The sequence below is a fragment of the Saccharothrix texasensis genome (assembly GCF_003752005.1).
Classification (GTDB): domain Bacteria; phylum Actinomycetota; class Actinomycetes; order Mycobacteriales; family Pseudonocardiaceae; genus Actinosynnema; species Actinosynnema texasense.
In genome coordinates this window covers 7,612,894-7,638,008 of record NZ_RJKM01000001.1, presented here as the reverse complement: position 1 = coordinate 7,638,008, position 25,115 = coordinate 7,612,894, and the positions used below count along the sequence as shown (strand labels likewise).

Annotated in this window: 23 protein-coding genes; 8 read left to right on the top strand and 15 right to left on the bottom strand. The window is 73.1% G+C overall.

What is annotated here, in order from left to right:
• Positions 1–11 precede the first annotated feature (11 nt).
• From tal to EDD40_RS34360, 6 genes are all read left to right on the top strand, one after another.
• Positions 12–1,124 (top strand): transaldolase, encoded by a 1,113-nt coding sequence (gene tal, locus EDD40_RS34385; protein WP_123746604.1) that lies wholly within the window; start codon positions 12–14, stop codon positions 1,122–1,124.
• A gap of 24 nt (positions 1,125–1,148) precedes the next feature.
• Complete coding sequence (locus EDD40_RS34380) at positions 1,149–2,765, top strand: glucose-6-phosphate isomerase (RefSeq protein ID WP_123746603.1); 1,617 nt, start codon at positions 1,149–1,151, stop codon at positions 2,763–2,765.
• Positions 2,762–4,303 (top strand): glucose-6-phosphate dehydrogenase, encoded by a 1,542-nt coding sequence (zwf, locus tag EDD40_RS34375; RefSeq protein WP_123746602.1) that lies wholly within the window; start codon positions 2,762–2,764, stop codon positions 4,301–4,303. The genes EDD40_RS34380 and zwf overlap by 4 nt, the downstream gene beginning before the upstream one ends.
• On the top strand, positions 4,300–5,484 hold the full coding sequence (gene opcA, locus EDD40_RS34370) for a glucose-6-phosphate dehydrogenase assembly protein OpcA (protein WP_123746601.1): 1,185 nt from the start codon (positions 4,300–4,302) through the stop codon (positions 5,482–5,484). Before zwf ends, opcA begins: the two co-directional genes overlap by 4 nt.
• Positions 5,481–6,251: a 6-phosphogluconolactonase gene (gene pgl / locus EDD40_RS34365; protein WP_123746600.1), complete on the top strand. Its 771-nt coding sequence runs from the start codon at positions 5,481–5,483 to the stop codon at positions 6,249–6,251. The genes opcA and pgl overlap by 4 nt, the downstream gene beginning before the upstream one ends.
• Before the next feature lie 220 nt (positions 6,252–6,471).
• Positions 6,472–7,770 carry a sensor histidine kinase gene (locus tag EDD40_RS34360; protein WP_123746599.1) on the top strand — a complete coding sequence of 433 codons (1,299 nt, stop codon included), beginning with the start codon at positions 6,472–6,474 and terminating at the stop codon, positions 7,768–7,770.
• Between the two features lie 3 nt (positions 7,771–7,773).
• Here the strand turns inward: EDD40_RS34360 and EDD40_RS34355 are convergent, their stop codons facing one another.
• Genes EDD40_RS34355 through EDD40_RS34340 form a run of 4 tightly spaced genes read right to left on the bottom strand, consistent with a single transcriptional unit; the run spans position 7,774 to position 11,700 of the window.
• Positions 7,774–8,337 carry a TetR/AcrR family transcriptional regulator gene (locus EDD40_RS34355; protein ID WP_123746598.1) on the bottom strand — a complete coding sequence of 188 codons (564 nt, stop codon included), beginning with the start codon at positions 8,335–8,337 and terminating at the stop codon, positions 7,774–7,776.
• On the bottom strand, positions 8,330–9,166 hold the full coding sequence (locus tag EDD40_RS34350; protein WP_123748506.1) for an alpha/beta fold hydrolase: 837 nt from the start codon (positions 9,164–9,166) through the stop codon (positions 8,330–8,332). The genes EDD40_RS34355 and EDD40_RS34350 overlap by 8 nt, the downstream gene beginning before the upstream one ends.
• A 48-nt stretch (positions 9,167–9,214) precedes the next feature.
• Positions 9,215–10,897: a serine/threonine-protein kinase gene (locus tag EDD40_RS34345; protein ID WP_123746597.1), complete on the bottom strand. Its 1,683-nt coding sequence runs from the start codon at positions 10,895–10,897 to the stop codon at positions 9,215–9,217.
• Positions 10,894–11,700: a hypothetical protein gene (locus EDD40_RS34340; protein WP_123746596.1), complete on the bottom strand. Its 807-nt coding sequence runs from the start codon at positions 11,698–11,700 to the stop codon at positions 10,894–10,896. The genes EDD40_RS34345 and EDD40_RS34340 overlap by 4 nt, the downstream gene beginning before the upstream one ends.
• 195 nt (positions 11,701–11,895) lie before the next feature.
• On the opposite strand from EDD40_RS34340, the gene EDD40_RS43880 reads away from it, so the two are divergent.
• Positions 11,896–12,675 carry a hypothetical protein gene (locus tag EDD40_RS43880; protein ID WP_246038026.1) on the top strand — a complete coding sequence of 260 codons (780 nt, stop codon included), beginning with the start codon at positions 11,896–11,898 and terminating at the stop codon, positions 12,673–12,675.
• A gap of 95 nt (positions 12,676–12,770) precedes the next feature.
• Here EDD40_RS43880 and EDD40_RS34325 read toward each other — a convergent pair whose 3' ends face one another.
• The 5 genes from EDD40_RS34325 to gap form a co-directional block, all read right to left on the bottom strand.
• Positions 12,771–13,115, bottom strand: a complete 345-nt coding sequence (locus EDD40_RS34325; RefSeq protein WP_015103628.1) for an RNA polymerase-binding protein RbpA — start codon at positions 13,113–13,115, stop codon at positions 12,771–12,773.
• Between the two features lie 74 nt (positions 13,116–13,189).
• Positions 13,190–13,423 carry a preprotein translocase subunit SecG gene (gene secG / locus EDD40_RS34320; protein WP_123746595.1) on the bottom strand — a complete coding sequence of 78 codons (234 nt, stop codon included), beginning with the start codon at positions 13,421–13,423 and terminating at the stop codon, positions 13,190–13,192.
• A gap of 90 nt (positions 13,424–13,513) precedes the next feature.
• Positions 13,514–14,302: a triose-phosphate isomerase gene (tpiA, locus tag EDD40_RS34315; protein ID WP_123748504.1), complete on the bottom strand. Its 789-nt coding sequence runs from the start codon at positions 14,300–14,302 to the stop codon at positions 13,514–13,516.
• Positions 14,302–15,498 carry a phosphoglycerate kinase gene (locus EDD40_RS34310; RefSeq protein WP_123746594.1) on the bottom strand — a complete coding sequence of 399 codons (1,197 nt, stop codon included), beginning with the start codon at positions 15,496–15,498 and terminating at the stop codon, positions 14,302–14,304. The genes tpiA and EDD40_RS34310 overlap by 1 nt, the downstream gene beginning before the upstream one ends.
• A gap of 22 nt (positions 15,499–15,520) precedes the next feature.
• Positions 15,521–16,525, bottom strand: a complete 1,005-nt coding sequence (gene gap / locus EDD40_RS34305) for a type I glyceraldehyde-3-phosphate dehydrogenase (RefSeq protein ID WP_073894620.1) — start codon at positions 16,523–16,525, stop codon at positions 15,521–15,523.
• 433 nt (positions 16,526–16,958) lie between these two features.
• Between gap and EDD40_RS34300 the strand changes: the two genes are divergently transcribed.
• A complete protein-coding gene (locus EDD40_RS34300) occupies positions 16,959–19,016 on the top strand; it encodes an acyltransferase family protein (RefSeq protein ID WP_246038024.1) in 2,058 nt (685 codons plus the stop codon).
• Positions 19,017–19,119: 103 nt separating this feature from the next.
• Here EDD40_RS34300 and whiA read toward each other — a convergent pair whose 3' ends face one another.
• The 6 genes from whiA to EDD40_RS34270 all read right to left on the bottom strand — a co-directional run bounded on the left by whiA (position 19,120) and on the right by EDD40_RS34270 (position 25,102).
• Positions 19,120–20,106, bottom strand: a complete 987-nt coding sequence (gene whiA, locus EDD40_RS34295) for a DNA-binding protein WhiA (protein ID WP_053721404.1) — start codon at positions 20,104–20,106, stop codon at positions 19,120–19,122.
• Positions 20,097–21,128, bottom strand: a complete 1,032-nt coding sequence (locus EDD40_RS34290; protein ID WP_123746592.1) for a gluconeogenesis factor YvcK family protein — start codon at positions 21,126–21,128, stop codon at positions 20,097–20,099. Before EDD40_RS34290 ends, whiA begins: the two co-directional genes overlap by 10 nt.
• Complete coding sequence (gene rapZ / locus EDD40_RS34285) at positions 21,125–21,982, bottom strand: RNase adapter RapZ (RefSeq protein ID WP_053721427.1); 858 nt, start codon at positions 21,980–21,982, stop codon at positions 21,125–21,127. The genes EDD40_RS34290 and rapZ overlap by 4 nt, the downstream gene beginning before the upstream one ends.
• Before the next feature lie 26 nt (positions 21,983–22,008).
• A complete protein-coding gene (gene uvrC / locus EDD40_RS34280) occupies positions 22,009–24,012 on the bottom strand; it encodes an excinuclease ABC subunit UvrC (protein ID WP_246038022.1) in 2,004 nt (667 codons plus the stop codon).
• Between the two features lie 113 nt (positions 24,013–24,125).
• Entirely contained in the window at positions 24,126–24,590 is a 465-nt protein-coding gene (locus EDD40_RS34275) for a Rieske (2Fe-2S) protein (protein WP_123746590.1), read from the bottom strand.
• Between the two features lie 101 nt (positions 24,591–24,691).
• On the bottom strand, positions 24,692–25,102 hold the full coding sequence (locus tag EDD40_RS34270) for a Rieske (2Fe-2S) protein (RefSeq protein ID WP_123746589.1): 411 nt from the start codon (positions 25,100–25,102) through the stop codon (positions 24,692–24,694).
• Between the last annotated feature and the right edge of the window lie 13 nt (positions 25,103–25,115).

Sequence of the window (25,115 nt, the reverse complement as noted above, 5' to 3'; positions counted from 1 at the left end):
GAGTTGACGAGATGAGCACCAATCCGCTGGCCGCGCTCAGCGACGCGGGCGTGTCGATCTGGCTGGACGACCTGTCCCGCGAGCGGCTGGACTCCGGCAACCTGTCCGGCCTGATCGCCGAGCAGCACGTGGTGGGCGTGACCACCAACCCGACGATCTTCGCCACCGCCCTGTCCAAGGGCTCGGCCTACGACGCGCAGGTCCGGGAGCTGGCCGCGCGCGGAGCCGACACCGACGCCGCGGTCCGCGAGATCACCACCACGGACGTGCGCAACGCGTGCGACCTGTTCCGCGACATCTACACCGCCACCGACGGCGTCGACGGCCGCGTGTCGATCGAGGTCGACCCCCGGCTGGCCACCAACACCGAGGCCACCGTCGCCGAGGCGCTCGACCTGGCCAAGGCCGTGGACCGGCCGAACCTGCTGGTGAAGATCCCGGCCACGGTCGAGGGCCTGCCCGCGATCACCCGGGTGCTCGCCGAGGGCATCAGCGTGAACGTGACGCTGATCTTCTCCGTCGAGCGCTACCGGCACGTGATGGAGGCGTTCATCACCGGCCTGGAGCAGGCCAGGGCCAACGGGCACGACCTGCACGGCCTGCACTCCGTGGCGTCGTTCTTCGTGTCGCGGGTGGACAGCGAGATCGACAAGCGGCTCGACGCGCTGGGCACCCCGGCCGCCGCCGCGCTGCGCGGCGAGGCCGCCATCGCGAACGCGGTGCTGGCCTACGCGGCCTACGAGGAGACGTTCCGGGGTGAGCGCTGGGAGGCGCTGGCCGCCGCGGGCGCCCGCGCGCAGCGTCCACTGTGGGCGTCCACCGGCGTGAAGGACCCCCAGTACTCCGACACCCGGTACGTCGACCAGCTCGTCGTAGCCGACACAGTCAACACGATGCCGGAGAAGACGCTGCACGCCGTCGCCGATCACGGCAAGATCGAAGGCGACGCGGTCACCGGCCGCGCGGCGCGGGCGCAGGAGGTCTTCGACGGGCTGGTCGAGGTCGGCATCGACCTGGACGACGTGTTCGTCGCGCTGGAGACCGAGGGCGTCGACAAGTTCGAGAAGTCGTGGGCCGAACTGCTCGACACGGTGACCGGACAGCTGAACCAGGCCAAGGGCTGAGAGCCGAGAACGGACAGGACTGACATGACCGAGGTGATCTCCGTGGAGATCGTCCGCACGCCGAACCAGGACCAGGTCGACATCGTCGTCGGCGACCTGGTCCGCGACTCGGCGCCGAGCAGGCTCACCGCGGGGGACGCCACCCTGTGGGGCGCCGACGCGGAGCCGGAGGCGTCGATCCGCCTGGCGTGGACGACGCTGCACGAGACGTCCCGCCCGCTGGTCGCGGAGATCACCGCGCTGCGCGACGAGCTGCTCGCCGAAGGCGTGGACCGCGTGGTCCTCGCCGGCATGGGCGGCTCGTCGCTCGCGCCCGAGGTGATCACGGGCACGGCGGGCGTCCCGCTGGTGGTGCTGGACACCACCGACCCCGGCCAGGTGGCCGAGGCGCTGGCGGGCGACCTGCGGCGCACGGTCGTGGTGGTGTCGTCCAAGTCGGGCGGCACCGTCGAGACCGACAGCCACCGGCGGATCTTCGAGGCGGCGTTCGCCGCCGAGGGCGTCGACGCCGCGTCGCGGATCGTCGTGGTGACCGACCCGGGCTCGCCGCTGGAGGTGGCGTCGCGGGAAGCGGGCTACCGCAAGGTGTTCCTGGCCGACCCGCACGTCGGCGGCCGGTACTCGGCGCTGACCGCGTTCGGCCTGGTCCCGTCGGGCCTGGCGGGCGCGGACGTCGGCGCGCTGCTGGACGAGGCGGCGTCGGCCGCGCCGCTGGTGTCGGCCGACTCGCCGGACAACCCGGCGGTGGTGCTGGCGGCGACGTTCGCGGTGGCGCACGCGCACGGCGCGGAGAAGGTCGTGCTCGCCGACACCGGCTCGGGCATCGCCGGGTTCGGCGACTGGGCCGAGCAGCTGATCGCCGAGTCGACCGGCAAGAACGGCACCGGCCTGCTGCCCGTGGTGGTCGAGGGTCCGGGCGCGCCCGGGTTCGTGGACGCCCGCACGGACGCCACGACCGTCGCGATCGGACCGGCCACCGGCTCGTCGAGCATCGCGGTCGAGGGCTCGCTCGGCGCGCAGTTCCTGGTCTGGGAGTACGCGACGGCGCTGGTGAGCCGGGTGCTGGAGATCAACCCGTTCGACCAGCCCGACGTCGAGGCGGCGAAGAAGGCGTCCCGGTCCCTGCTGGACGCGCCCGCCGCGTCGCCCGTCGAACCGGCCTTCGTGGACGGACCGATCGAGGCGTACCCCAGCGAGGGCTGGCTGCCGGCGGACGTGAAGACGGTCGCCGAGGCGCTGCGGGCGCTCGTCGCCGCCGCGCCGGGGCACGGCTACCTGTCCGTGCAGGCCTACCTCGACCGGATCGACGACGCCTCGTTCGCCCTCGTCCGCCCGGAGTTGGCGCAGCGTTCACACCTGCAGACCACCTTCGGGTGGGGGCCGCGGTTCCTGCACTCGACCGGCCAGTACCACAAGGGCGGTCACCAGAACGGCGTGTTCCTCCAGCTGACCGGCGCGTCCGAGACGCGGTTGGACGTGCCCGGCAGGCCCTACGACCTCAGCACGTTGCAGCTGGCCCAGGCGCTGGGCGACGGCCAGGTGCTCGCCGAGCGCGGTCGTCCGGTGCTGCGGCTGCACCTGACCGACCGCGTCGCCGGGCTCGCGCAGCTCGTCGAGGCGATCCAGGAGGACGGTTCGTGACGACGCCGACCAAGCGCAACCCCCTGCGCGACCCGCGGGACAAGCGGCTCCCGCGCATCGCCGGGCCTTCCGGCCTGGTCATCTTCGGCGTGACGGGCGACCTGTCGCGCAAGAAGCTCATGCCCGCCATCTACGACCTGGCCAACCGCGGCCTGCTGCCGCCGGGCTTCGCGCTCGTCGGCTTCGCCCGCCGCGACTGGGCCGACCAGGACTTCATGGCGGTCGTGCACGACGCCGTCAAGGAGCACGCGCGCACGCCGTTCCGGCAGGAGGTCTGGGACCAGCTCGCCGAGGGCATCCGGTTCGTGCAGGGCACCTTCGACGACGACGCCGCGTTCGACTCGCTCGCCGCGACGCTCTCCGACCTGGACCGCGACCGCGGCACCGGCGGCAACCACGCGTTCTACCTGTCGGTGCCGCCCAGCGCGTTCACCACGGTGGTCAACCAGCTCAAACGGGCGGGCCTGGCCACGCCGCCGAACGACAACCCGGGCCAGTGGCGCCGGGTGGTCATCGAGAAGCCGTTCGGCCACGACCTGGCCAGCGCGAAGCAGCTGAACAAGACCGTCAACGACGTCTTCCCCGAGGAGTCGGTGTTCCGCATCGACCACTACCTCGGCAAGGAGACGGTGCAGAACATCCTGGCGCTGCGCTTCGCCAACCAGCTCTACGAGCCCATCTGGAACGCCAACTACGTCGACCACGTGCAGATCACCATGGCCGAGGACATCGGCCTGGGCGGTCGCGCGGGCTACTACGACGGCATCGGCGCGGCCCGCGACGTGATCCAGAACCACCTGCTGCAACTCCTCGCGCTGACCGCGATGGAGGAGCCGGTGTCGTTCCGGCCGAGCGACCTGCGCGCGGAGAAGGTCAAGGTGCTCTCGGCGACGCGCTCGATCGGGCCGTTCGACGAGACCACCGCCCGCGGCCAGTACACCGGCGGCTGGCAGGGCGGGCAGAAGGTGCTCGGGCTGCTGGAGGAGGGCGGGTTCGCGAAGGACTCGGTCACCGAGACCTACGCGGCCATCACCTGCGAGGTGAACACCCGCCGCTGGGCGGGCGTGCCGTTCTACCTGCGCACCGGCAAGCGCCTGGGTCGCCGCGTCACCGAGGTGGCCGTGGTGTTCAAGCGCGCGCCGCACCTGCCGTTCGACGACACCGCCACCGAGGAGCTGGGGCAGAACGCCCTGGTGGTGCGGGTGCAGCCGGACGAGGGCGTGACCATCCGGTTCGGGTCCAAGGTGCCGGGCAACTCGATGGAGGTCCGCGACGTCACGATGGACTTCGGCTACGGCCACGCGTTCACCGAGTCCTCCCCCGAGGCCTACGAGCGGCTGCTGCTGGACGTGCTGCTCGGCGAGCCGTCGCTGTTCCCGAAGAACGACGAGGTCGAGCTGTCCTGGGAGATCCTGGACCCCGTGATCGAGCACTGGAGCGCCACCGGCGCGCCGGAGAAGTACAAGGCAGGCACCTGGGGGCCGGCGTCGGCGGACGAGATGCTGGCCCGCACCGGCAGGCACTGGAGGCGTCCGTGATCATCGACCTGCCCTCGACGACCACGTCGCAGGTCAACAGCAAGCTCGTGCGGCTGCGCGAAGAAGGCGGCGCGGTCACCCTCGGCCGGGTGCTGACGCTGGTCATCGTGACCGACGACGGCACCAAGACCGAGGACGCCATCGACGCGGCCAACGACGCCAGCCGCGAGCACCCCTGCCGGGTGATCGTGGTGGCGCGCGGCGCGCGCAAGGCCGCGCCCCGGCTCGACGCGCAGATCCGCGTCGGCGGCGACGCGGGCGCGTCCGAGGTCGTCGTGCTGCGCCTGTACGGCGAGCTGGCCAACGAGGGCGCCTCGTGCGTCGTGCCGCTGCTGCTGCCGGACACCCCGGTGGTGGCGTGGTGGCCGAACGAGGCGCCCGCCGTGCCCGCCGAGGACCCCATCGGGCAGCTCGCGCAGCGCCGGATCACCGACGCGGCGGCGGAGAAGAACCCGATCCGGGCGTTGGAGCAGCGCAAGGTCGGCTACACGCCGGGTGACACGGACCTGGCGTGGACGCGGCTGACGCTGTGGCGGGCGATGCTCGCGTCGGCGTTCGACCTGCCGCCGCACGAGAAGGTCACCGAGGCCGAGGTGAGCGGCGAGGTCGACTCGCCGTCGACCGACCTGCTGGCCGCGTGGCTCGCCGGGTGCCTGCGGGTGCCGGTGAAGCGCGCGCGGGCCAGCCGCGGCGAGGGCATCGTCGACGTGCGGCTGGTGCGCCGGTCCGGGGTGGTGGAGCTGTCGCGCCCCGACGGCAAGGTCGGCGCGCTGACCCAGCCCGGCCAGCCGGAGCGGCGGGTCGCGTTGCAGCGCCGCCAGGTGCGCGACTGCCTGGCCGAGGAGCTGCGCCGGCTCGACCCGGACGAGGTGTACGAGGCGGCGCTGCGGTCGCTGGGCAAGGTCGTGCGCGGCCGGACCACGCCGAAGGCCGCCGCCACCTCGACGCGCAAGCCCGCACGCGCGGCGTCCGGGAGCGCGTCCGGTGCTGTCAAGGCGAAGTCGGACGGCGGGCTCGTCACCCAGGTCGGTGACAGCCCGATGGACGGCAAGGCAGGTGCGAAGGCGGACACGGACGGCAAGCCCGCGAAGGCGTCGGCGAAGACCGCCGCGCCGAAGTCCGGCTCCAAAGCCGGCGCGAAGGGCGCGCCCAAGGCGGCGAAGGCGAAGGCCGGCTCGTGAGCCGGCCCGAGCTGGTGGTGCACCGCGACGGCGACCTGCTGGCCGCCGCCACGGCCGCCCGCCTGGTCACCGCGCTGGTGGACGCGCAGGCCGCGCGCGGGTCGGCGTCGCTGGTGCTGACCGGCGGGCGGACCGGCATCGCGGTGCTGGAGCACCTGCGCGCCATCCCCGCCCGCGACGCGGTGGACTGGACCCGGGTCGACCTGTACTGGGGCGACGAGCGGTTCCTGCCCGCCGGGCACCCCGAGCGCAACGAGACGCAGGCGCGGGAGGCGTTGCTGGACCACGTGCCGGTGCCGGCGTCGCGGGTGCACGTCATGGAGCCGTCGGACGGGCGGTTCGGCGACGACCCGGAGGCCGCCGCCGAGGCGTACGCCGCCGTGCTCGCCGCCGCCGAGGGCGACGGCGCCGTGCCGTCGTTCGACGTGTGCCTGCTCGGCGTGGGCGAGGAGGGGCACGTGGCCTCGATCTTCCCGGAGTCGCCTGCGGTGGCGGAGCGGGAGCGCCCGGTCGTCGCGGTGCGCGACTGCCCCAAGCCGCCGCCGACCCGGGTGAGCCTCACCCTGCCCGCCATCCGCGCGGCGCGGGAGGTGTGGCTGATGACGACCGGTGCGGCGAAGGCCGCCGCCGTGGCCTCGGGCGTGGCCGGCGAGGACGAGTCGCGGCTGCCCGCCGCCGGCGCGCGCGGCCTCCACCGGACGCTGTGGCTGCTCGACTCGGCCGCCGCCGCGAAGGTGCCGGACGCCCACACCCCGCCGTCGGCCTGACCCCCGCCGTCCCGCTGCCGCCGTCGCCCTCCCCGGGCACGGCGGCAGCGGCGTTCCCGGGGTGATGTGGGGCACTCGCGGCCGTTCCCCCGCACGTTGTCCGCTCACCGGACGTTCGCGCTCGCAATTTTGTGCGGCGCCCGGCGTCCCGTTCGGGTAATCACAGCATCTCGAAGGGTGAGCGGGTCGTCCGAGCGGGTCGGGGGCGGAAAGGCGGGTCATGCCAAGCGCGATGACAGCGCAGTACGGTGAGGACCGGCGGACAGCTGACACAGGAGGTCGGACCCTGGCCGGCAACGCTGTCGAAAGGCTGCCGAGCGGTCGGGACAACGGCGTCGCGACCGAGCGGGTGCGGCGTGCTGCCTTCCACCGGGTGGTCGGGCGGTTCCTGGGCCGGGTGCTCGGCAGGCACCGGCAGCTCGCGTTCGACGCGGCGGCCGTCGGCATCGCGGCGCTGGACGTGTGGCTGCGGGTCGTGCCCGAGGCCGAGCCGTACAACTACGTGCTGTCGGTCGTGGCGGTGGCGGCCGTGGCGTTGCGCCGGCGGTTCCCGTTCCTGGTGGTGCTGATCACCGTGCCCGGCTTCCTGGCCGGGTGGGCGCAGTTGGCGGCGATGATCGCGCTGGGCACCTTGGCGCGGCAGCAGTTGCTGTCCGCGCAGACCTACATCGGCGCGGCCCTGGTGTGGCTGAGCCGGTTCTTCGTGTGGCCGCTGGACGAGTTCGTGGCGCTCGACTGGAAGACCCACGTCCACAACGCCATCTACGGGTGCATCGTGGCGGGGATGCCGATCGCGATCGGGTTGCTGGCGCACGCCCGGGAGGAGCTGTCGGCGCGGATCTCCGAGCTGGCGGCGAGCCGGGAGCGGGAGCGGATGCTGCACGCGCACGCCGTGCGGGCGGACGAGCGGGCCCGGTTGGCTCGGGAGATGCACGACGTCGTGTCGCACCAGGTGAGCCTGATCGCGATGCAGGCGGGCGCGCTGCGGATGACCGCGGCCGACCCGGACGCGAGGCAGGTCGCCGGGACGATCCGGATGTTGAGCACGAGGACGTTGGACGAGCTGCGGCAGCTGGTGAGCGTGCTGCGGACGACCAGCGGCGACGACTCCCCGCAGCCCCGGGTCGAGGACCTGTCGCAGCTGGTCGGCGCCGCCGGCATTACCGCGACGTTGACCGTGCGGGGCCCGGTGGCCGACCTGCCCGCCCCGGTGTCGGGCGCGGCTTACCGGACGGTGCAGGAGGCGTTGACGAACGTGCGGAAGCACGCGTGCGGTGCGGCCACCGCCGTGTCGGTGATCGCCGACGCCGACCAGCTGCGGGTGGAGGTGCGCAACGAGGCCCCGGAGGGCGCCGTGGGGTCGGTGGACGGGGCGGCGCTGCCCAGCGGTGGTCACGGTCTGATGGGGCTGCGGGAACGCGCGGCGCTGTTGGGCGGTGAGCTGGAAGCCGGACCCACCGACAACGGCGGCTTCGCCGTGAAAGTGACGTTTCCCCTGTTCAGGCCGCTGGAAGCCTGAGTCTCAGGCGCGGCGCGGAGGTGTCCGCACCCCGGCGACCACCATGTGGATCAACAGGTCGTAGGACTCGTCCAGCGTCTCGGGGAGCTGGAACGCGTTCTCCGCTTCCAGCAACGCGAAGCCGTGCATGGCCGCGCGCAGGCACCGGACCGCGTGGATCGCCGCGGAGTCCTCCAAGCCGTACCCGCGGAGGGTGGCCAGCACGATGCCGACCAGCCTCTCCCCCGCCTGCGCCACCATCGGCTCGGGCGCCTGGATGATCACGGAGTAGCGGTGCGGGTGACCCACCGCGTAACCCCGCCACGCCGTCATGAGCGCGCGGATCGCCTCGTCGGCGGATCGACCGAGCACCGCCCCGCCGATCCGGTCGGCCAGCTCGTCCATGATCCGCACCGACAGCAGGGCGCGCAGCTCGGCCAGGTTGCGGACGTGCTTGTACAGCGACGGCGTGGCCACACCCGCCCGGGAGGCCACCGCCGCCAGGGTCAGCGCGGCGGGACCCTCCTCGTCGACCAGGCGCAGCGCGACGTCGACCACCGCGGTCGCGGACAGCGCCGCCCTAGCCACGGGCGCCCGCCCCGAGGAAGGCCAGGACCGCCGCGGCCACCTCGGCCGGGAACTGCACGTGCGGGTAGTGGCCCGCCCCCTCGACGACCTCGACGCGGCCCAGCCCCGGCGGCATGGCGGCCACGACGCCCTCGCCCTCCGCGCGGGCGTCGACCCAGTCGGGGTCGAGCGAACCTTCGACGACCAGCGCGGGGCACCGGAGGTCGCCGAGCACGGCGCCCGCGTCGGTCGGCGCGGACATGCCCATCTTCCCCACCACCGCCATCCGACCGGACCTGCGCAGGTCCGCGTCGAGCGCGGCGAGGTGCTCGGCGAAGCCCGCGGGCTTGGCGCCGGGGTAGGCGTGGTCGAGGTAGCGCTTCCACAGCCCGACGCTGCGGAACATCCCCGCGCCCATGAGCAGCAGCATCCCCTTGCGGTAGCGGGGGTTCGAGAGGAGAGCGCCGAAGTCGACCCGCTGCGCCCGGGTGAACGGGCTGATCTGCACGATCGCGGTGACCGACCCGGGCTCCCGGGCGGCGGCGATGGCGACGGAGCCACCGGCGAACGAGTGGCCGACGAGCACGGCCGGGCCACCCAGGTACCGGACCACGGCCAGCAGGTCGGCCGCCGAGTCGGTGCGGGTGTAGGAGGGCCAGCCGGTGCTGGACTCGCCGTGGCCGCGCTGGTCCACGGTGGCGACGCGGTACCCGGCGCCGGCGAGCCGGGCGGCCACCTCGCGGTAGGCGCCGCGGTTGTCGCCCATGCCGTGGGCCAGCACGATCAGCGGCCCCTCACCGGTCACGTCGTAGGCGAGCCGTCCGCCGTCGAGCTCCAGGAACTCGGTCATGTCCACTCCCACGGTCGGCTAATGTATGTAACTCAAAAGCTAATGGCATTAGCCGAGTCTGTCAACCACGCCGCGCGCCCCGCGCCGGGTGGCCACGGCCGTGCACACCGCCGCCGCCGCTCCCAGCCCGCCGCACACCAGCGCCAGCCACAGGTCGGGCGGGTGCCGCAGGAGCACCGACGGCAGCAGCCACCCGGCCACGCCGAGCGCGAAGCCCAACGGCCCGGCCACGACCACCGCGCCGGTCCCCGCCTGGCGCCGCCGCAGGGACCGCACGACCGACTCCAGGTACGCGAGCGCGAACAGCAGCAGCACCGCGCTCCCCGCGCCCATGATGCTGATCATCGGGTGCGTCGTCGGCCGGAGGAGGTGGGCGGTGGACCGGCCGTCGGCCGTCACGGTGGCCACCGCGGCGCCGCCCACGATCCACCGGCTCGCGCCGGGCAGCTCGAACGTCAGCGGCGACGCGGCGGGGGCGTCGGCGGGAGGGGAGGCGGCGGGCACGTCGGCCAGGGTGATCCCGGCGGCCGTCACGGCGAGGCGCGCGGTCGCGGGGTCGCCCTGGCCGACGGCGACCGGCTTGCTCAGGTCGGCGTCGAGGATCGGCAGGTCGCGGGTCGGCGCGGCGAAGGGGAGGGCGATCATCACGGCGGCGGCGAGGCCCGCGGCCAGGGCGAACCACCGGGCGGGCCCCGGGGCGGCCAGCACCTGCGCCGCCGGCACGAGGGTCTGCGCGCCCAGCCGCACGGGCGGTGTCGCCGGGGTGTCCACGAGCGTCGCCCGAACGGGGAGGTCGAGGCTCTCCCGCGGCCCGGAGGGGCCCGGCGCGGAGCGGTTGCCGGCGGCGGCCACGTGGGGGCTCAGGTGGACCGGCGCGCCGAGGCGCAGCAGCCAGTCCCGGCCGAAGAGCTCGGCCGCCGCGCCCGCCAGGTCCACCGCGAACGTCTCCGCGTTGCGGTACCGCGCCCGGGGGTCGCGTTCGAGCCCCCGCATGATCACCTGGGCGAGCGGGCTCGGCACCTCGGTCAGGGGACGGGGCTGCTGGTGGACGTGGCGCTGGATCATCGCCAACGCCCCGCCACCGCTGTCGAACGGCAGCCTGCCGCTCAGCAGCTCGTACAGCACCGTCGCCGCGCCGTAGACGTCGGCCGCCGGGCTCAGCGGGTTGCCCAGCGCCTGCTCCGGCGACAGGTACGCGGGCGTGCCGAGCACCTGCCCGCCGTGCGTCACGAGCGTCGCGCCCTCGCTCACCACCTGCGAGATCCCGAAATCGGCGACCTTGAGCACCCCGCCGGAGGTGAACAGCAGGTTCTTCGGCTTCACGTCCAGGTGCAGCACCCCGGCCCCGTGCGCCGCGTGCAGCCCCGACAGCATCGCCAGACCGATGGCGCACGACGACGCGGGCGTGACACCCGAACCGGTGAACCTCGACCACACCGTGCCACCGTCGAGCTTCTCCATCACCAGCAGGTGCTCGCCGCGGTCCTGGACGTAGTCGTAGACGGGCACGATGTGCGGGTGGTCGAGCCGCGCCAGCAGCCGCGCCTCGTGCGCGAACCGCGCGCTCATCCGCTCGTCCGAGGCGAGCACCCCGGGCAGCCGCTTCACCGCCACCGCCCGCCCCAACGGCCGGTGCACGGCCGCGTACACGACCCCCATCCCGCCGCGCCCGACCTCCGCGCCGAGCTCGTACTGCGGCAGCGCCGCGACGACGTTCGCCGACACCGTCACGCCACACCGCCCGGCAACGGCCGCGTGATGCGCTGCGTGGCCTCGGGGTCGACCGGACCGGCCGGGCCCGCCGGACCGACCGGGCGCAGGTCGTCCACGTCCGGGTGAGGTGTCAGGTAGCCCAGGGCGAACGCGACCGCGGCCGCGCCCAGCACGAACGGGATCTCCGCCGCCGGCGACGGCGCCATGACCCGCAGCACGGACAGCGAGATCACCGCCACGAGCCCGGTGCCGACGCCGGCGGGCAGGAACCGCATCGCCCGCTGCCACCGGTTCGCGGGCAGCCGCCGGCGCGCCAGCGCGAACAGCGCGCCCGCCCACGCCAGCAGGGTCAACCCGAACACCGCGAGCCCGAACACGCCGTAGACCGACCACATCGACCCGCGCACGTCACCGGTCATGCCGATCGACGCCACCACGTCGCGGTTGGTGTCGAGCACCTCCAGCTCGGTCGGCAGCAACCCGGTGGCCTGGGCGCCGAGCTGCCCGAGGTCGAGCACGAACCCGCGCGTGACGCTCTCCCGGGCGGGCACGTCGAACGGCACGGTCGTGTCGTAGGAGAAGAACGTCAGCGCCAGCGCCGTGCCGGACAGCCGGATCGTCTTGACGTGCCGGACCGTGTCCGTTCCGTTGTGGACGGTCACGGAGATGAGGGAGGAGCGCGACGGGTCGAGCAGCAGCTCGTCCTCACCGACCGGGACGCCGTCCACCGTGGCGTCGATGGTGACCGCGTCCCCGGCGGCGTGCGCCGGGGCGACGCCGAAGAAGATCCCGCACAGGAGCAGTAAACCGACGCTGCTCATAATGCGTCTCACAAGGCACCTCATCGGGGGTAGCGGACTGGTCCGGGAGTCGGCATGCGATCGGCAGGAACACTAGCTTTACTCGGTGCCTCGGCATATGCCGTTACGGCGCTTGTAGCGGCACCGGTATCGGCGCAGCAGCAGGGCGTCGCGACCGCGAGCCCGGACTCCGGCCCGGCGGGCAGCACGTTCACGGTGAGCTGGACCGGCGTGTACCTCGACCCGGACTGCTCGAACTACACCGTGCAGCTGCTGTGGGACGGCGGGCGGGTGATCGGCAGCGGCAGGCACGCGGGTCGCGGCGCGGGGTCCGGTTCGGCGACCGTGCCGCCGGACGCGGGTGTCGGCGTGCACCGGGTCACGGCACGTCCGCAGTGCGCGGCGACGTCGTCCCCGACGGACAACTTCACGGTGACGGCGAGGCCGACCACGACCACCACCCCGCCGCCGGTCACGACGACGACCGCTCCCCCGGTGACCACGACGAGCACCACGCGCCCGACGACCACCACCACCCGGCCGACCACGACGACCACCACCACCACGACCACGACGACGACCACGACGGGCAGTTCCGCGTCGACCTCGGCCGTCAGCACGGTCCCGTTCGACGGTGACGGCGCGTTGACCCTGGACAAGGACAACATCCAGCCGGGTGACCCGTTGACCGCCACCGGCACGGGGTGCGAGCCGGGGTCGCCGGTGCGGCTCAGCTCGCTGGGCGAGGCCGTCGGCGCGGCGAAGGCGGACGACTCGGGCACGTTCAGCACCCGGGTCGAGTTCACCACGATCCAGCCGGGCCGCCACGTGATCCGCGCCGACTGCGGGGTGGTGCTGGTGGGCAGCGTGGACGTGGCGTTGACCAGCTCGACCGGTGGCACGACGTCCACCCTGGTGATCCTGGTGTTCTTCCTGCTGGTGGGCGCGATCATGGTCCGCCGCCAGTTCTCCGGCCTGTTCACCAGGCGGAGCTGACCGGGCAGGGGCGGAGACCGGGCGGGAACGGAGACGACGACGGCCCCGGCGGGAAGTCCCACCGGGGCCGTCGTGCCGTTCTCGCCCGAGCCTGTCTAGGGCTCTTCGCGCTGCTTGCGCAGCTTGGTGAGCGCCTCTTCGAGGATCGCCTCACCGTCCGCGTCGGAGCGCCGCTCCTTCACGTACGCCAAGTGCGTCTTGTACGGCTCGTTGCGCGGCGGAGCAGGAGGTGCCTGCTCGTCGCGCCCGGCCGGCAGACCGCACCGGGGGCAGTCCCAGTTCTCCGGGATCTCGGCTTCGACCGCGAACGACGGCCGAGACTCGTGCGCGTTCGCGCACCAGTACGACACCCGACGTCGGGGCGCGGACTCGCCGCGCTCCGATTCGCCCATCGGGCCTGCGCCGACGCGGGTACCGCGAATCGCGTTACCACCAGCCATCGACCCTCACACCCCCACCACGTGGATTCCCTGTGTCCGCGTCGGCCGACGCCGTCGGCGCCCGCCGACCTGTGTCAGTTGACCTTCAACAGCAGTCCGATGCCCACGATGGCGATGACCCAGACCGAGCCGACGAACAACGTCAGCCGGTCGAGGTTCTTCTCGACCACGCTGGAACCGGACAGGCTCGACTGCATGCCGCCGCCGAACAACGAGGACAGACCGCCGCCACGCCCGCGGTGCAGCAGCACGAGCAGGATCAGCAGCACGCTGGAGACGAGCAACAGGATCTGAAGGAACAGGATCATTTCTTCCTCGCTGTCAGGCAGGTGACGCCACAGAGTACCCGGTCGACTGCCGACCGTGGACCACCGCGGGTGAAGAGTGTGTCAGTCACATCAGGGTAGAGGGCCGCCCGCCGCGAGTGCGCACAGCTTGGCGAACTCGTCCGCATCCAGGCTCGCACCACCGACAAGAGCGCCGTCGACGTCCTTCTGGGAGATCAACTCGGCGATGTTGCCCGACTTGACCGAGCCGCCGTAAAGCACTCGAACGGCCGAAGCGACGTCCTCGCCGTGGAGCTCGGCGAGCTTGACCCGAATGGCGGAGCACACCTCCTGCGCGTCCGCCGACGAGGCGACCTTGCCGGTGCCGATCGCCCACACCGGCTCGTAGGCGATGACGACGTCGCGCACCTGCTCGGCGGTGAGGCCCTTCAGCCCCGCGACGAGCTGGTCGGTGCAGTGCGCGACGTGGCCGCCGGACTCGCGGACGTCCAGCTGCTCGCCGAGGCAGAAGATCGGGGTGACGCCGTGCTTGAGCGCCGCCTTGACCTTCTTGTTGACCACCGCGTCGTCCTCGTGGTGGTACTCGCGACGCTCGGAGTGGCCCACGGTGACGAAGGAGCAGCCGAGCTTGGCCAGCATCGGGCCGGACACGTCGCCGGTGTAGGCGCCCGAGTCGTGCGGCGACAGGTCCTGCGCGCCGTACTTGAGCAGCAGCTTGTCGCCGTCGACGAGGGTCTGGATCGACCGGATGTCGACGAACGGGGGCAGCACCGCGACCTCGACCTTGGCGAAGTACTTCTCCGGGAGCGAGAAGGCGATCTTCTGCACCAGGGCGATGGCCTCGAGGTGGTTGAGGTTCATCTTCCAGTTGCCCGCGATGAGGGGCTGACGCTGAGCCATCACTCGGTTCCCCCGCTCGACCCTGCAAGCAGGTCTTCGTCCAACACAGACACGCCGGGCAGTTCCTTGCCCTCCAGGTACTCCAGGGACGCCCCACCGCCGGTGGAGATGTGCGAGAACCCGTCTTCGGGCAGGCCGAGGGCGCGCACGGCCGCGGCCGAGTCGCCGCCGCCGACCACGGTGAACGCGTCGCTCTTGACCAGCGCCTCGGCCACCGCGCGGGTGCCGCCGGAGAAGGCCTCGAACTCGAACACGCCCATCGGGCCGTTCCAGAACACGGTCTGCGCGTCGGCGAGCTTCGCCGCGAACAGCTCGCGGGTCTTCGGGCCGATGTCCAGGCCCTGCCGGTCGGCGGGGATGGCGTCGGTGGCGACGACCTCGAACTGCGCGTCGGGCGCGAAGTCGACGGCGGCCAGCACGTCGACCGGGAGCACGAGCTCGACGCCGCGCTCCTCGGCCTCGGCGAGGAAGCCGCGGACCTGGTCGAGCTGGTCGGCCTGGAGCAGCGAGCCGCCGACCTCGTGGCCCTGGGCCTTGAGGAAGGTGTAGGCCATGCCGCCGCCGACGAGGAGCCGGTCGACCTTGGTGAGCAGGTTCTTGATGACGCCGAGCTTGTCGGACACCTTCGCGCCGCCGAGCACGACGACGTACGGGCGTCGGAGATCGTCGGTGAGCTTGCGCAGCACCTCGACCTCGGCCAGCACGAGACCGCCCGCGTAGTGCGGGAGCTTCCGGGCCACGTCGTAGACCGACGCCTGCTTGCGGTGCACGACGCCGAAGCCGTCGGAGACGAACGCGTCGGCCTTGGCGGCCAGCTCGTCGGCGAGGGCGGCGCGCTCGGCGTCGTCCTTGCTGGTCTCGCGGGCGTCGAAGCGGATGTTCTCCAGCAGCACGACGGTGCCGTCGCCGGCGGCCTCGGCGCCGATCGCGACGTCCTGGCCGAGCAGCTCGCCGAGCCGCTTGGCGACGGGCGCGAGGGAGAACTCGGGGTCGGGCTCGCCCTTGGGGCGGCCGAGGTGCGCGGCGACCAGGACGCGGGCGCCCGCGTCCACGAGCGCCTTGATGGTGGGCACCGACGCGCGGACGCGGCCGTCGTCGGTGATCCGGTCGCCGTCGAGGGGGACGTTCAGGTCGGCGCGCACCAGGACGCGCCGACCCGAGACACCCTCGCTGAGCAGATCGTCGAGAGTCTTCACAGCGAGTGATCCGCCTCTGTGCTCAGAGCTTGCTGGCGACGAGGTTGACCAGGTCGGCGAGGCGGTTGGAGTAGCCCCACTCGTTGTCGTACCAGCCGACGACCTTGACCTGGTTGCCGATGACCTTGGTCAGCGGCGCGTCGTAGATGCACGACGCCGGGTCGGTGACGATGTCGGCCGACACGATCGGGTCGGTGTTGTAGCGCAGGTAGCCCTTGAGGGGACCGTCGGCGGCGGCCTTGTAGGCGGCGTTGACCTCGTCCACGGTGACCTCGCGGCCGACGGTGACGGTCAGGTCGGTGGCCGAGCCGGTGGGCACGGGCACGCGCAGGGCGTAGCCGTCGAGCTTGCCCTTCAGCTCCGGCAGGACCAGGCCGATCGCCTTCGCGGCGCCGGTGCTGGTGGGCACGATGTTGAGCGCGGCGGCGCGGGCGCGGCGCAGGTCCTTGTGCGGCGCGTCCTGCAGGTTCTGGTCCTGCGTGTAGGCGTGGATCGTGGTCATGAGGCCACGCTCGATGGTGAAGCTGTCGTGCAGCACCTTGGCCAGCGGGGCCAGGCAGTTGGTGGTGCACGAGGCGTTCGAGATGACGGTCTGCGAACCGTCGTACTGGTCGTCGTTCGCGCCCAGCACCACGGTGAGGTCCTCACCCTTGGCCGGCGCGGAGATGATGACCTTCTTCGCGCCACCCTCGTCCACGTGCTTGCGGGCGGCCGAGGCGTCGGTGAAGAAGCCGGTCGACTCGACGACGACGTCGACGCCGAGGTCCTTCCAGGGCAGCTTGCCGGGGTCGCGCTCGGCCAGCGCCTTGATGACCTTGCCGTCGACCGCGATACCCTCGTCGGTCACGGTCACCTCACCGTCGAGGCGGCCGAGGATGGAGTCGTACTTGAGCAGGTGGGCCATGGTGTTGACGTCACCGAGGTCGTTGAAGGCGACGATCTCGATGTCGTGCCCGCTGGCCTGAACGGCGCGCCAGAAGTTGCGACCGATGCGGCCGAAACCATTGACACCTACGCGAACCGTCACGGTGAGTCTCCTCGGTACTCGACTGGCGTTGTCCGCCAGGGGCGTGCAGTCATGGGCTGACCAGGCAGCCGAGAGTCAGCCTAGCCTCCGGCCTGCGTCCCTGGTCACGTGGACCACCAGGATCTCTTTATCGAACAAGAAAATCCAGCTCGACCGGCTTGTTACTTCTAAGTAACTCGGTGGTCGGGGCGCGGTGACCCCGGAGTGCGGCCGGGTCGTGCCCCGGCGCCGGGCCCGCCGTCCCCCAGGGTATGACGCTCAGTGCACGCCCGCAGGGCGCGAGGTCGCGTGACGGAGGGTGGCCGTCGCGGGCGTTCGCCGCGGTGCCCTGGACGCGGGACACGGTCGTCACGACCGCGGGACACGCCCGGGGCGAGGACGGACTGATACACGATCGGGTTAAGCTGCGCCGCTTTCGATTCGAGGCGAGGCGGTGGCTGTGGCGCTGGTGACCGGTGAACCACCCGTCGCGGCCGCGCGTGCCGCCGAACGCCCCGCGGTCCGCGCCGACATCCAGGGCCTGCGCGCGCTGGCCGTCGCCCTGGTGATCTGCTACCACCTGCGCCCCGAGTGGCTGCCCGGCGGTTTCGTGGGCGTCGACGTCTTCTTCGTGCTCTCGGGCTTCCTGATCATCGGCACGCTCACCGGCGAGGTCCGGCGCACCGGCCGGGTCGGGCTGCTCGACTTCTACGCGCGGCGGATCCGCAGGCTCCTGCCCGCCGCCACCGCCGTGCTGCTGGCCGTCACCGCGGCGGTGTTCGCGGTGCTGCCCGAGTCGCGGTGGCCGACCGTGCTGCGCGAGGTGCTGTTCTCCGCGGTCAACGCGCAGAACTGGCTGCTGGCCGTGCTGTCGAACGACTACGGGCACGCCACCGCCGGCGCGTCACCGGTGCAGCACTTCTGGTCGCTGGCCGTCGAGGAGCAGTTCTACCTGGTCATCCCGCTGGTGCTGCTGGCCGCGGCGGTCCTCGCGGCACGGCTGGGCGGTGGGCCGGTGCGGTACGCGGCGGTCGCGGTCGGCGTGGTCACGGTCGCGTCGTTCGCGTTCTCCGCCTGGTACACGCCGGTGGACCCGGGCGCGGCGTACTTCGTCACGCCCACGCGGATGTGGGAGCTCGGGATCGGCGGCCTCGCCGCGATGGCGCTGCACCGGCTGCGGCCGGGCCGGGTGGCGCGCGCGCTGCTCGGCTGGGGCGGTCTGGCGGCGGTGCTGGCGAGCGCGTTCTGGTTCTCCACGGACCTGGCGTTCCCCGGCTGGGTCGCGGCGCTGCCGACGTTCGGGGCGGTCGCGATGCTCGTCGCCCGGGAGGACTCGCTCGCCCGCGTGCTCGGCCTGCGCCCGCTGACCTACGTCGGCGACATCTCCTACAGCCTCTACCTGTGGCACTGGCCGGTGATCGTGTTCGTGCTGGAGCTGACCGGGCGCGAGTCGCTCGCCGGGTACGAGGCGCCGGCCGCCGGCGCGAGCCTCGTGCTGGCGGCGGTGTCGAAGCACTTCGTCGAGGACCCGTTCCGGCGGCGGCGGCCCGCCCGCAGGCGCGTGACGTACGGGCTCGGCGCGGTGATGGTCGCGGTGACCGTGGCGGTCGCGTCGGGCGGGTGGGCGTCGGCCGAGTCGGCGTTGGCCGCGTTGCGCGGCAGGTCGGTGATCGACGCCGACCACCCCGGCGCGCTGGCGCTGGACCCGGGCCGGCCGCTGTCCGCGCCGACCGGCGTCCCGCTCGCGCCCGCGCCCGCCGTGGCCGGGGAGGACTGGCCGCACGACGACTGCGTGACGCGCGACCTGGCCGACGGGCTCAAGTCGTGCGTGTTCGGCAAGCCGGAGGCGCCCAGGACGCTGGTCGTGGTCGGCGACTCGCACGCCGCGCAGTTCAGCACCGCGCTGGCCGCGTTCGCCCGGCGCGGCGGCGGCGACCAGTGGCAGGTGCACCTGCTGGCGCGCAACGGCTGCCCGTTCTCGACCGCGCCGCCGACGGAGGCGGGCACGCCGCTGACCGTCTGCTCCGAGGAGAACCTGAAGAAGCTCGACCACATCCGCGACCTCGCGCCCGACCTCGTGGTCACGGCCGCCATGTCGCCGGAGTCCTACCTCAAGGACCTCAAGTGGACGTGGGAGTCGACCGCCGACATGGTCGACGGGTACCGGACCGTGCTCTCCGCGCTGTCCGACGCCGCCATCCCGGTCGCCGTGATCCGCGAGCTGCCCCGGCCGGAACGCCCGGTCGCGCCGTGCCTGGAACGCCGCCCCGACGACCCGGCCGACTGCGACACGCCCCGGGAGCGGGCCGTCGGCTCGCCGTCCGACCCGCTGGCCGACGCCGCGACCGGCCTGCCGGGCGTGCGGGTGGTCGACCTGACCGACTGGATCTGCCGCGCCGACACCTGCCCGGCCGTGGTGGGCAACGTGGTCGTCTACCGCGACAACCACCTCACCGACACCTACGTGCGGTCCCTGGCCGACCCGCTGGTCGCCGCCCTGGGGTTGGGCTAGGACGTGCCGCGGGCGGGCGCGGCACGTCGTGAGCGTTCAACTCGGGTGTCCTGGACGTGGGACACGCCTGTTCCGGACGTAGGACACGCGCGGGCTTCCCGGGTCAGACCTCGGCGTCGAGCATGTCGGCGGTCACGGCGGACTCGGTGTCGGGCATGCCCAGCTCCTTGGCCCGCTTGTCCGCCATCGCCAGCAGGCGGCGGATGCGGCCCGCGACCGCGTCCTTGGTCATCTGCGGGTCGGACAGCTGGCCCAGCTCCTCCAGGGACGCCTGGCGGTGGGCCAGGCGCAGCGCGCCCGCGGCGGCCAGGTGGTCCGGCGCCTCGGCGCCCAGGATCTCCAGCGCGCGCTGCACGCGGGCGGCGGCGGCCACGGCGGCACGGGCCGAGCGGCGCAGGTTGGCGTCGTCGAAGTTCGCCAGGCGGTTCGCCGTCGCGCGCACCTCGCGGCGCATCCGGCGCTCCTCCCAGGCCAGCACGCTGTCGTGCGCGCCGAGCCTGGTCAGCATCGCGCCGATCGCGTCGCCATCCCTTATCACCACGCGCTCCGCGCCGCGCACCTCGCGCGACTTCGAGCCGATGCCCATCCGCCGCGCCGCGCCGACCAGCGCCAACGCCGCCTCCGGCCCCGGGCAGGTCACCTCCATCGACGACGAGCGGCCCGGCTCGGTCAGCGAGCCGTGCGCCAGGAACGCGCCCCGCCACGCCGCCTCCGCGTCGCACACCCCGCCCGACACCACCGGCGCGGGCAGGCCGCGGACCGGGCGCCCGCGCGGGTCCAGCAGACCCGTCTGCCTGGCCAGCCCCTCGCCGTCCTTCACCACGCGCACCACGAACCGGGTGCCCTTGCGCAACCCGCTGGACGTGATGGTGAACACGTCCGACTGGTGCCCGTACAGCTCGTGGATCTCGCGGCGCAGCCGACGCGCCGTCGAGCCCAGGTCCAGCTCCGCCTCGACGACCACCCGGCCGCCCACGATGTGCAGCCCGCCCGCGAACCGCAGCAACGAGGCGACCTCCGCGCGGCGACAGCAGGTCTTCGAGACGGCCAGCCTGCTCAGCTCGTCCTTCACCGCCGACGTCATCGCCACGGCGCCTCGCCTCCCCTGCTCGTCCGGTCTTCCTGGAGGGTTGTACTCGACGCCCCGCCGGTCTCGTCACCAGGGCCGGCCAACGCCCGGGTGATGCTCGACGCCAGCGCGGTCGGGTCGTGCCGGTCGGGCGCGCCGGCCACGGCGATGGGCGCGAGGTGCGCCGCAGCGCCGAGAGCTGCGGCGGCCCTGCGCAGCCGGTCCGGAACGGGCACCGCGTCGACGTCCGCGATCACCGCGTCCACCCGCAGGGCGGGCGCGTGCGCGCGCAGGACGTCCAGGTGCAGCTCCGGCGAGAAGCCGTCGGTTTCCCCCGGTTGGGGGACGAGGTTGAGCACGACCACCTTCCGCGCCGACGTGCGCACCAGGGCGTCGTGCAGCTCGGGCACGAGCAGGTGCGGCAGCACGCTGGTGAACCACGAGCCGGGGCCGAGCACCACGACGTCCGCGGCGAGCACCGCCTCCACCGCCTCCGGGCAGCCGCGCGGCGCCTCGCCGGGGCCGCCCGGCCCGTTGAGCCGGATCCGCTGCACGCGTCCCGGCGTGGTGGCGACCGCGACCTGGCCCCGGATGCGGCGCACCACGTCGGCGTCGTCGTCCAGCCCGGTCACGTCGGCCTCGATCGACAGCGGCTCGGTGCACATCGGCAGCACGCGACCGCGCACGCCGAGCAGCCTGCCCGCTTCCCGCAGCACCGCCACCGGGTCGCCGAGCTGCTCGAACAGGCCCGCCAGCACCAGGTTGCCGACGGCGTGCCCGGCGAGCGCGCCGGTGCCGCCGAAGCGGTGCTGGAACAGCGTCGACCACAGCGCGCTCGACTCGTCGGCGCCCGCCAGCGCCACCATCGCCTTGCGCAGGTCGCCGGGCGGCAGCAGGCCCAGCTCGCGGCGCAGCCGCCCCGAGGAGCCGCCGTCGTCCGCGACCGTCACCACGGCCGTCAGGTCGTCGGTCACCCGGCGCAGGGCGGTGAGCGTGGCGTGCAGCCCGTGCCCACCGCCCAGCGCGACCGCTCTGAAGCTCACTCGCGTCCCAGGTCCCGGTGCACGACCTTGACGGCCATGCCGTCCTCGCTGGCCAACCGGCCCGCGAGCTCCTCGGAGATGGCCACGCTGCGGTGCTTGCCGCCGGTGCAGCCGACCGCCAGGGTCAGGTACCGCTTGCCCTCGCGCCGGTAGCCGGCGCCGATCAGCCGCAGCAGCTCGTGGTAGCGGTCCAGGAACTCCTCCGCGCCCTCCTGCGTGAGCACGTAGTTGCGCACGTCGCCGTCCAGGCCGGTCTGCTCGCGCAGCTCCGGGATCCAGAACGGGTTCGGCAGGAACCGCACGTCCATCACCAGGTCGGCGTCCATCGGCAGGCCGTACTTGTAGCCGAAGGACAGCACCGTGACGCGGGTGCGGGTCGCCGACTCGGTGCCGAAGGTGTCCTCGATCTTGGCCCGCAGCTGGTGCACCGACAGCGCCGAGGTGTCCAGCACCAGGTCGGCCTCCTCCCGCAGCGGCGTCAGGAGGACCCGCTCGGCCTCGATGCCGTCGGCCAGCCGGCCGTCCGCCTGCAGCGGGTGGCCGCGCCGCACCGACTCGAACCGGCGGATCAGCACGTCGTCGGTGGCCTCCAGGAACAGCACCTTCGGCTTGTAGCCGCGCGCGTCCAGGTCCTTGATGACCGCCGCCAGGTCCTCGGTGAACGCGCGGCTGCGCACGTCCATCACCACCGCGACCCTGGTGATCGCGCCCCTGGCCTGCGCGCCGAGCTCCACCATGGTCGCGATCAGCTCGGGCGGCAGGTTGTCCACCACGAACCAGCCCAGGTCCTCCAGGCACTTCGCGGCCGTGCTGCGGCCCGCCCCCGACAGGCCCGTCACCACCGCGACTTCGATGCCGGACTTCTCGCCGGCCGGTGCGCTCACTTGTGCTCCTGTCGGTGTTCGACCACCGGCTCGGCCGCCGGTGGTCCGATCTTCGACTCCGTCGACGGCACTCCGGTGCCCGCCGCGCCCAACGTCGAGCGCACGGCCTCCGCGGTGCGCCGGCCCACTCCGGGCACACCGCTGATCTCGTCGACGCTCGCCTCGCGCAACTTCTTCAGCGAGCCGAAGTGCTTCAACAACGCGGCCTTGCGCGTCTGGCCCAGGCCCGGGACGTCGTCCAGCGCCGAGGTGGTCATCCGCTTGGACCGCTTCTGCCGGTGGTAGGCGATCGCGAACCGGTGCGCCTCGTCGCGCACCCGTTGCAGCAGGTACAGGGCCTCGCTGGTGCGGGGCAGGATCACCGGGTCCGGTTCGCCGGGCACCCACACCTCCTCCAGCCGCTTCGCCAGGCCGACCACGGCGACGTCGGTGATGCCCAGCTCCGCCAAGACGTCGGAGGCTACCTGCGCCTGGGGCGCGCCGCCGTCCACCACCAGCAGGTTCGGCGCGTACGCGAACCTGCGCGGCTTGCCGGTCTCCGGGTCGATGCCGGGCGTGGCGCCGCCGGTGTCCTTGTTGTCGCGCAGGTAGGCCTGGAACCGGCGGCGCACCACCTCGGCGATCGAGCCGACGTCGCCCTGCTCGGCGCCCTCCCGCACGGCGAACCGGCGGTACTCGGACTTGCGCGCCAGGCCGTCCTCGAAGACCACCAGCGACGCGACCACGTCCGTGCCCTGCACGTGGCTGATGTCGGTGCACTCGATGCGCAGCGGGGCCGTGTCCAGGCCCAGCGCCTCCTGAAGCTCCTGCAGCGCCGCCGAGCGGGCCGTCAGGTCGCCCGCGCGGCGCAGCTTGTGCTGCTGGAACGCCTCCTTGGCGTTGCGCTCCACGGTCTCCATCAGCGCCCGCTTGTCGCCCCGCTGCGGCACCCGCAGCGCGACCCTGCTGCCGCGCAGGTCCGACAGCCACTTCTCGACGGCCTCGGCGTCGTCGGGCAGCTCCGGCACCAGCACCTCGCGCGGCACCGGCGCCGACTCCACGCCGCTGGCCCGCGCCGACTCGACCTGCTCGCCGTAGAACTGGGTGACGAACTGGTCCACCAGGCCGGTCACGCCGGTCTCGTCGACCTTGTCGACCACCCAGCCGCGCTGGCCGCGCACCCGGCCGCCGCGCACGTGGAAGACCTGGACCGACACCTCCAGGTCGTCCTGCGCGAACGCGACCACGTCGGCGTCCGTGCCGTCGCCGAGGACGACGGCCTGCTTCTCCAGCGCCCGCTTGAGGGCGGCCTGGTCGTCGCGCAGGCGGGCGGCCTTCTCGAACTCCAGCTCCTCGGCGGCGGCGGTCATCTCGCGTTCGAGGCGGCGCACCATCGAGTCCGTCCGGCCGGCCAGGAAGTCGCAGAAGTCCTCGACGATGTCGCGGTGCTCGTCCGGGCTGACCCGGCCCACGCACGGCGCGGAGCACTTGTCGATGTAGCCGAGCAGGCAGGGGCGGCCGATCTGGCCGTGGCGCTTGAACACGCCCGCCGAGCAGGTGCGCGCCGGGAAGACGCGCAGCAGCAGGTCCAGCGTCTCGCGGATCGCCCAGGCGTGCGCGTACGGGCCGAAGTAGCGCACGCCCTTGCGGCGCGGGCCGCGGTAGACGTGCAGGCGGGGGAACTCCTCGTTCAACGTCACGGCCAGGACCGGGTACGACTTGTCGTCGCGGTAGCGGACGTTGAAGCGCGGGTCGAACTCCTTGATCCAGTTGTACTCCAGCTGGAGTGCCTCGACCTCGGTGCCGACGACGGTCCACTCGACGCTCGCGGCGGTGGTCACCATCTGCCGGGTGCGCGGGTGCAGGCCGGCGACGTCGGCGAAGTAGGAGTTCAGGCGTTGGCGCAGGCTCTTGGCCTTGCCGACGTACACCACGCGGCCGCCGGCGTCGCGGAACTTGTAGACGCCGGGGGCTTCGGGGATGGTGCCTGTCGCAGGGCGATAGGTCGACGGATCGGCCACACGCAAAGCGTACGTGGGAGCACCGACAGCCTCGCCGAGGCCGACCCCGCGCCGGGTCGGATCGGGTCTGCTACCGGTTCCCCGGCCGGGGGGCGGCCCGGCCGGGCGGCAGGTCAGGCGGGCACGACCTGGCCGGCCTCCACCTTCACCGGCACCTCCGCCAGGCCCTTCGTGGCCGGGCCCTTGGTCACCGCGCCGTCCGAGGCGTTGAAGGTGCTGCCGTGGTTCGGGCACGTGATCACGTCGCCCTCCGGCGGCGACACGGCGGTGCCCTGGTGCGGGCAGGTGGCGTCGAAGGCCTTGACCGTCTCGCCGGTGCGCACCAGCACGAGCGGCTTGCCGTTGGCCGGGTTGCCGGCGATCAGGCCGCCGCCCTCGGGCACGTCGGCCAGCGCCGCGATGATCGGAGGGCCGGCCGGGGTGGTGCCGCCGCCCGGCGTGGTCCCGCCGGTCGTGCCGGTCCCGCCCGGGGTGGGTTCGCTGCCGCACGCGGCGAGGCCGCCCGGCACCGCCAGCGCGACCAGCACGCCGCACAGCATCGAGCGCCGGGACAGCCCTGTCTTCTCCAAGGAACTCAAAACAGGTCCTCCGCTAAGTGGTGGTGGGTAGTCGTCCGGACACACGCAATACGACACCACGTGAAGCGGGGTTCAACACTTCCACCACTTGGGACGGTTCTTCAGGAAAGCACCACGTCCGGGCCGGACACGGCCACCGCCACCTCGGCCAGCCCGCGCGGCGACGGGCCGGACAGCACCGCGCCGGTCGCCGGGTCGAACGCGCTGCGGTGCGTGGGGCAGCTGATCGTGCCGCCGGCGGGCGGGTTCACCGTCGTGCCCTGGTGCGGACAGGCCGGGTTGAACGCCCGCACCTCCGACTCCGACGGCCTGACCAGCAGCAACTGGCCGTCGCCGCCGACGTCGACCAGTGCGCCGGAGCCCACCGGGACGTCCGCGAGCCCGGCCACCCGGTCGCCCGCACGGGCCGAGCCGACGCCGGGCCGACGCGCCGGCTCGCCCGTGCCGCAGGCGGTCGACGTCACGCCCGCGGTCAGGGCGAGCAGGCCGCACAGCAACGTCCGTCGGTCCACCCGCCCATCTTCG

Coding starts and splice junctions, on each gene's coding strand:
- secG (WP_123746595.1), bottom strand. CDS start 13,423: ATGATCCTGTTCCTTCAGATCCTGTTGCTCGTCTCCAGCGTGCTGCTG.
- EDD40_RS34360 (WP_123746599.1), top strand. CDS start 6,472: ATGCCAAGCGCGATGACAGCGCAGTACGGTGAGGACCGGCGGACAGCT.
- EDD40_RS34380 (WP_123746603.1), top strand. CDS start 1,149: ATGACCGAGGTGATCTCCGTGGAGATCGTCCGCACGCCGAACCAGGAC.
- EDD40_RS34325 (WP_015103628.1), bottom strand. CDS start 13,115: ATGGCTGGTGGTAACGCGATTCGCGGTACCCGCGTCGGCGCAGGCCCG.
- tpiA (WP_123748504.1), bottom strand. CDS start 14,302: ATGGCTCAGCGTCAGCCCCTCATCGCGGGCAACTGGAAGATGAACCTC.
- EDD40_RS34340 (WP_123746596.1), bottom strand. CDS start 11,700: ATGAGCAGCGTCGGTTTACTGCTCCTGTGCGGGATCTTCTTCGGCGTC.
- EDD40_RS34350 (WP_123748506.1), bottom strand. CDS start 9,166: ATGACCGAGTTCCTGGAGCTCGACGGCGGACGGCTCGCCTACGACGTG.
- tal (WP_123746604.1), top strand. CDS start 12: ATGAGCACCAATCCGCTGGCCGCGCTCAGCGACGCGGGCGTGTCGATC.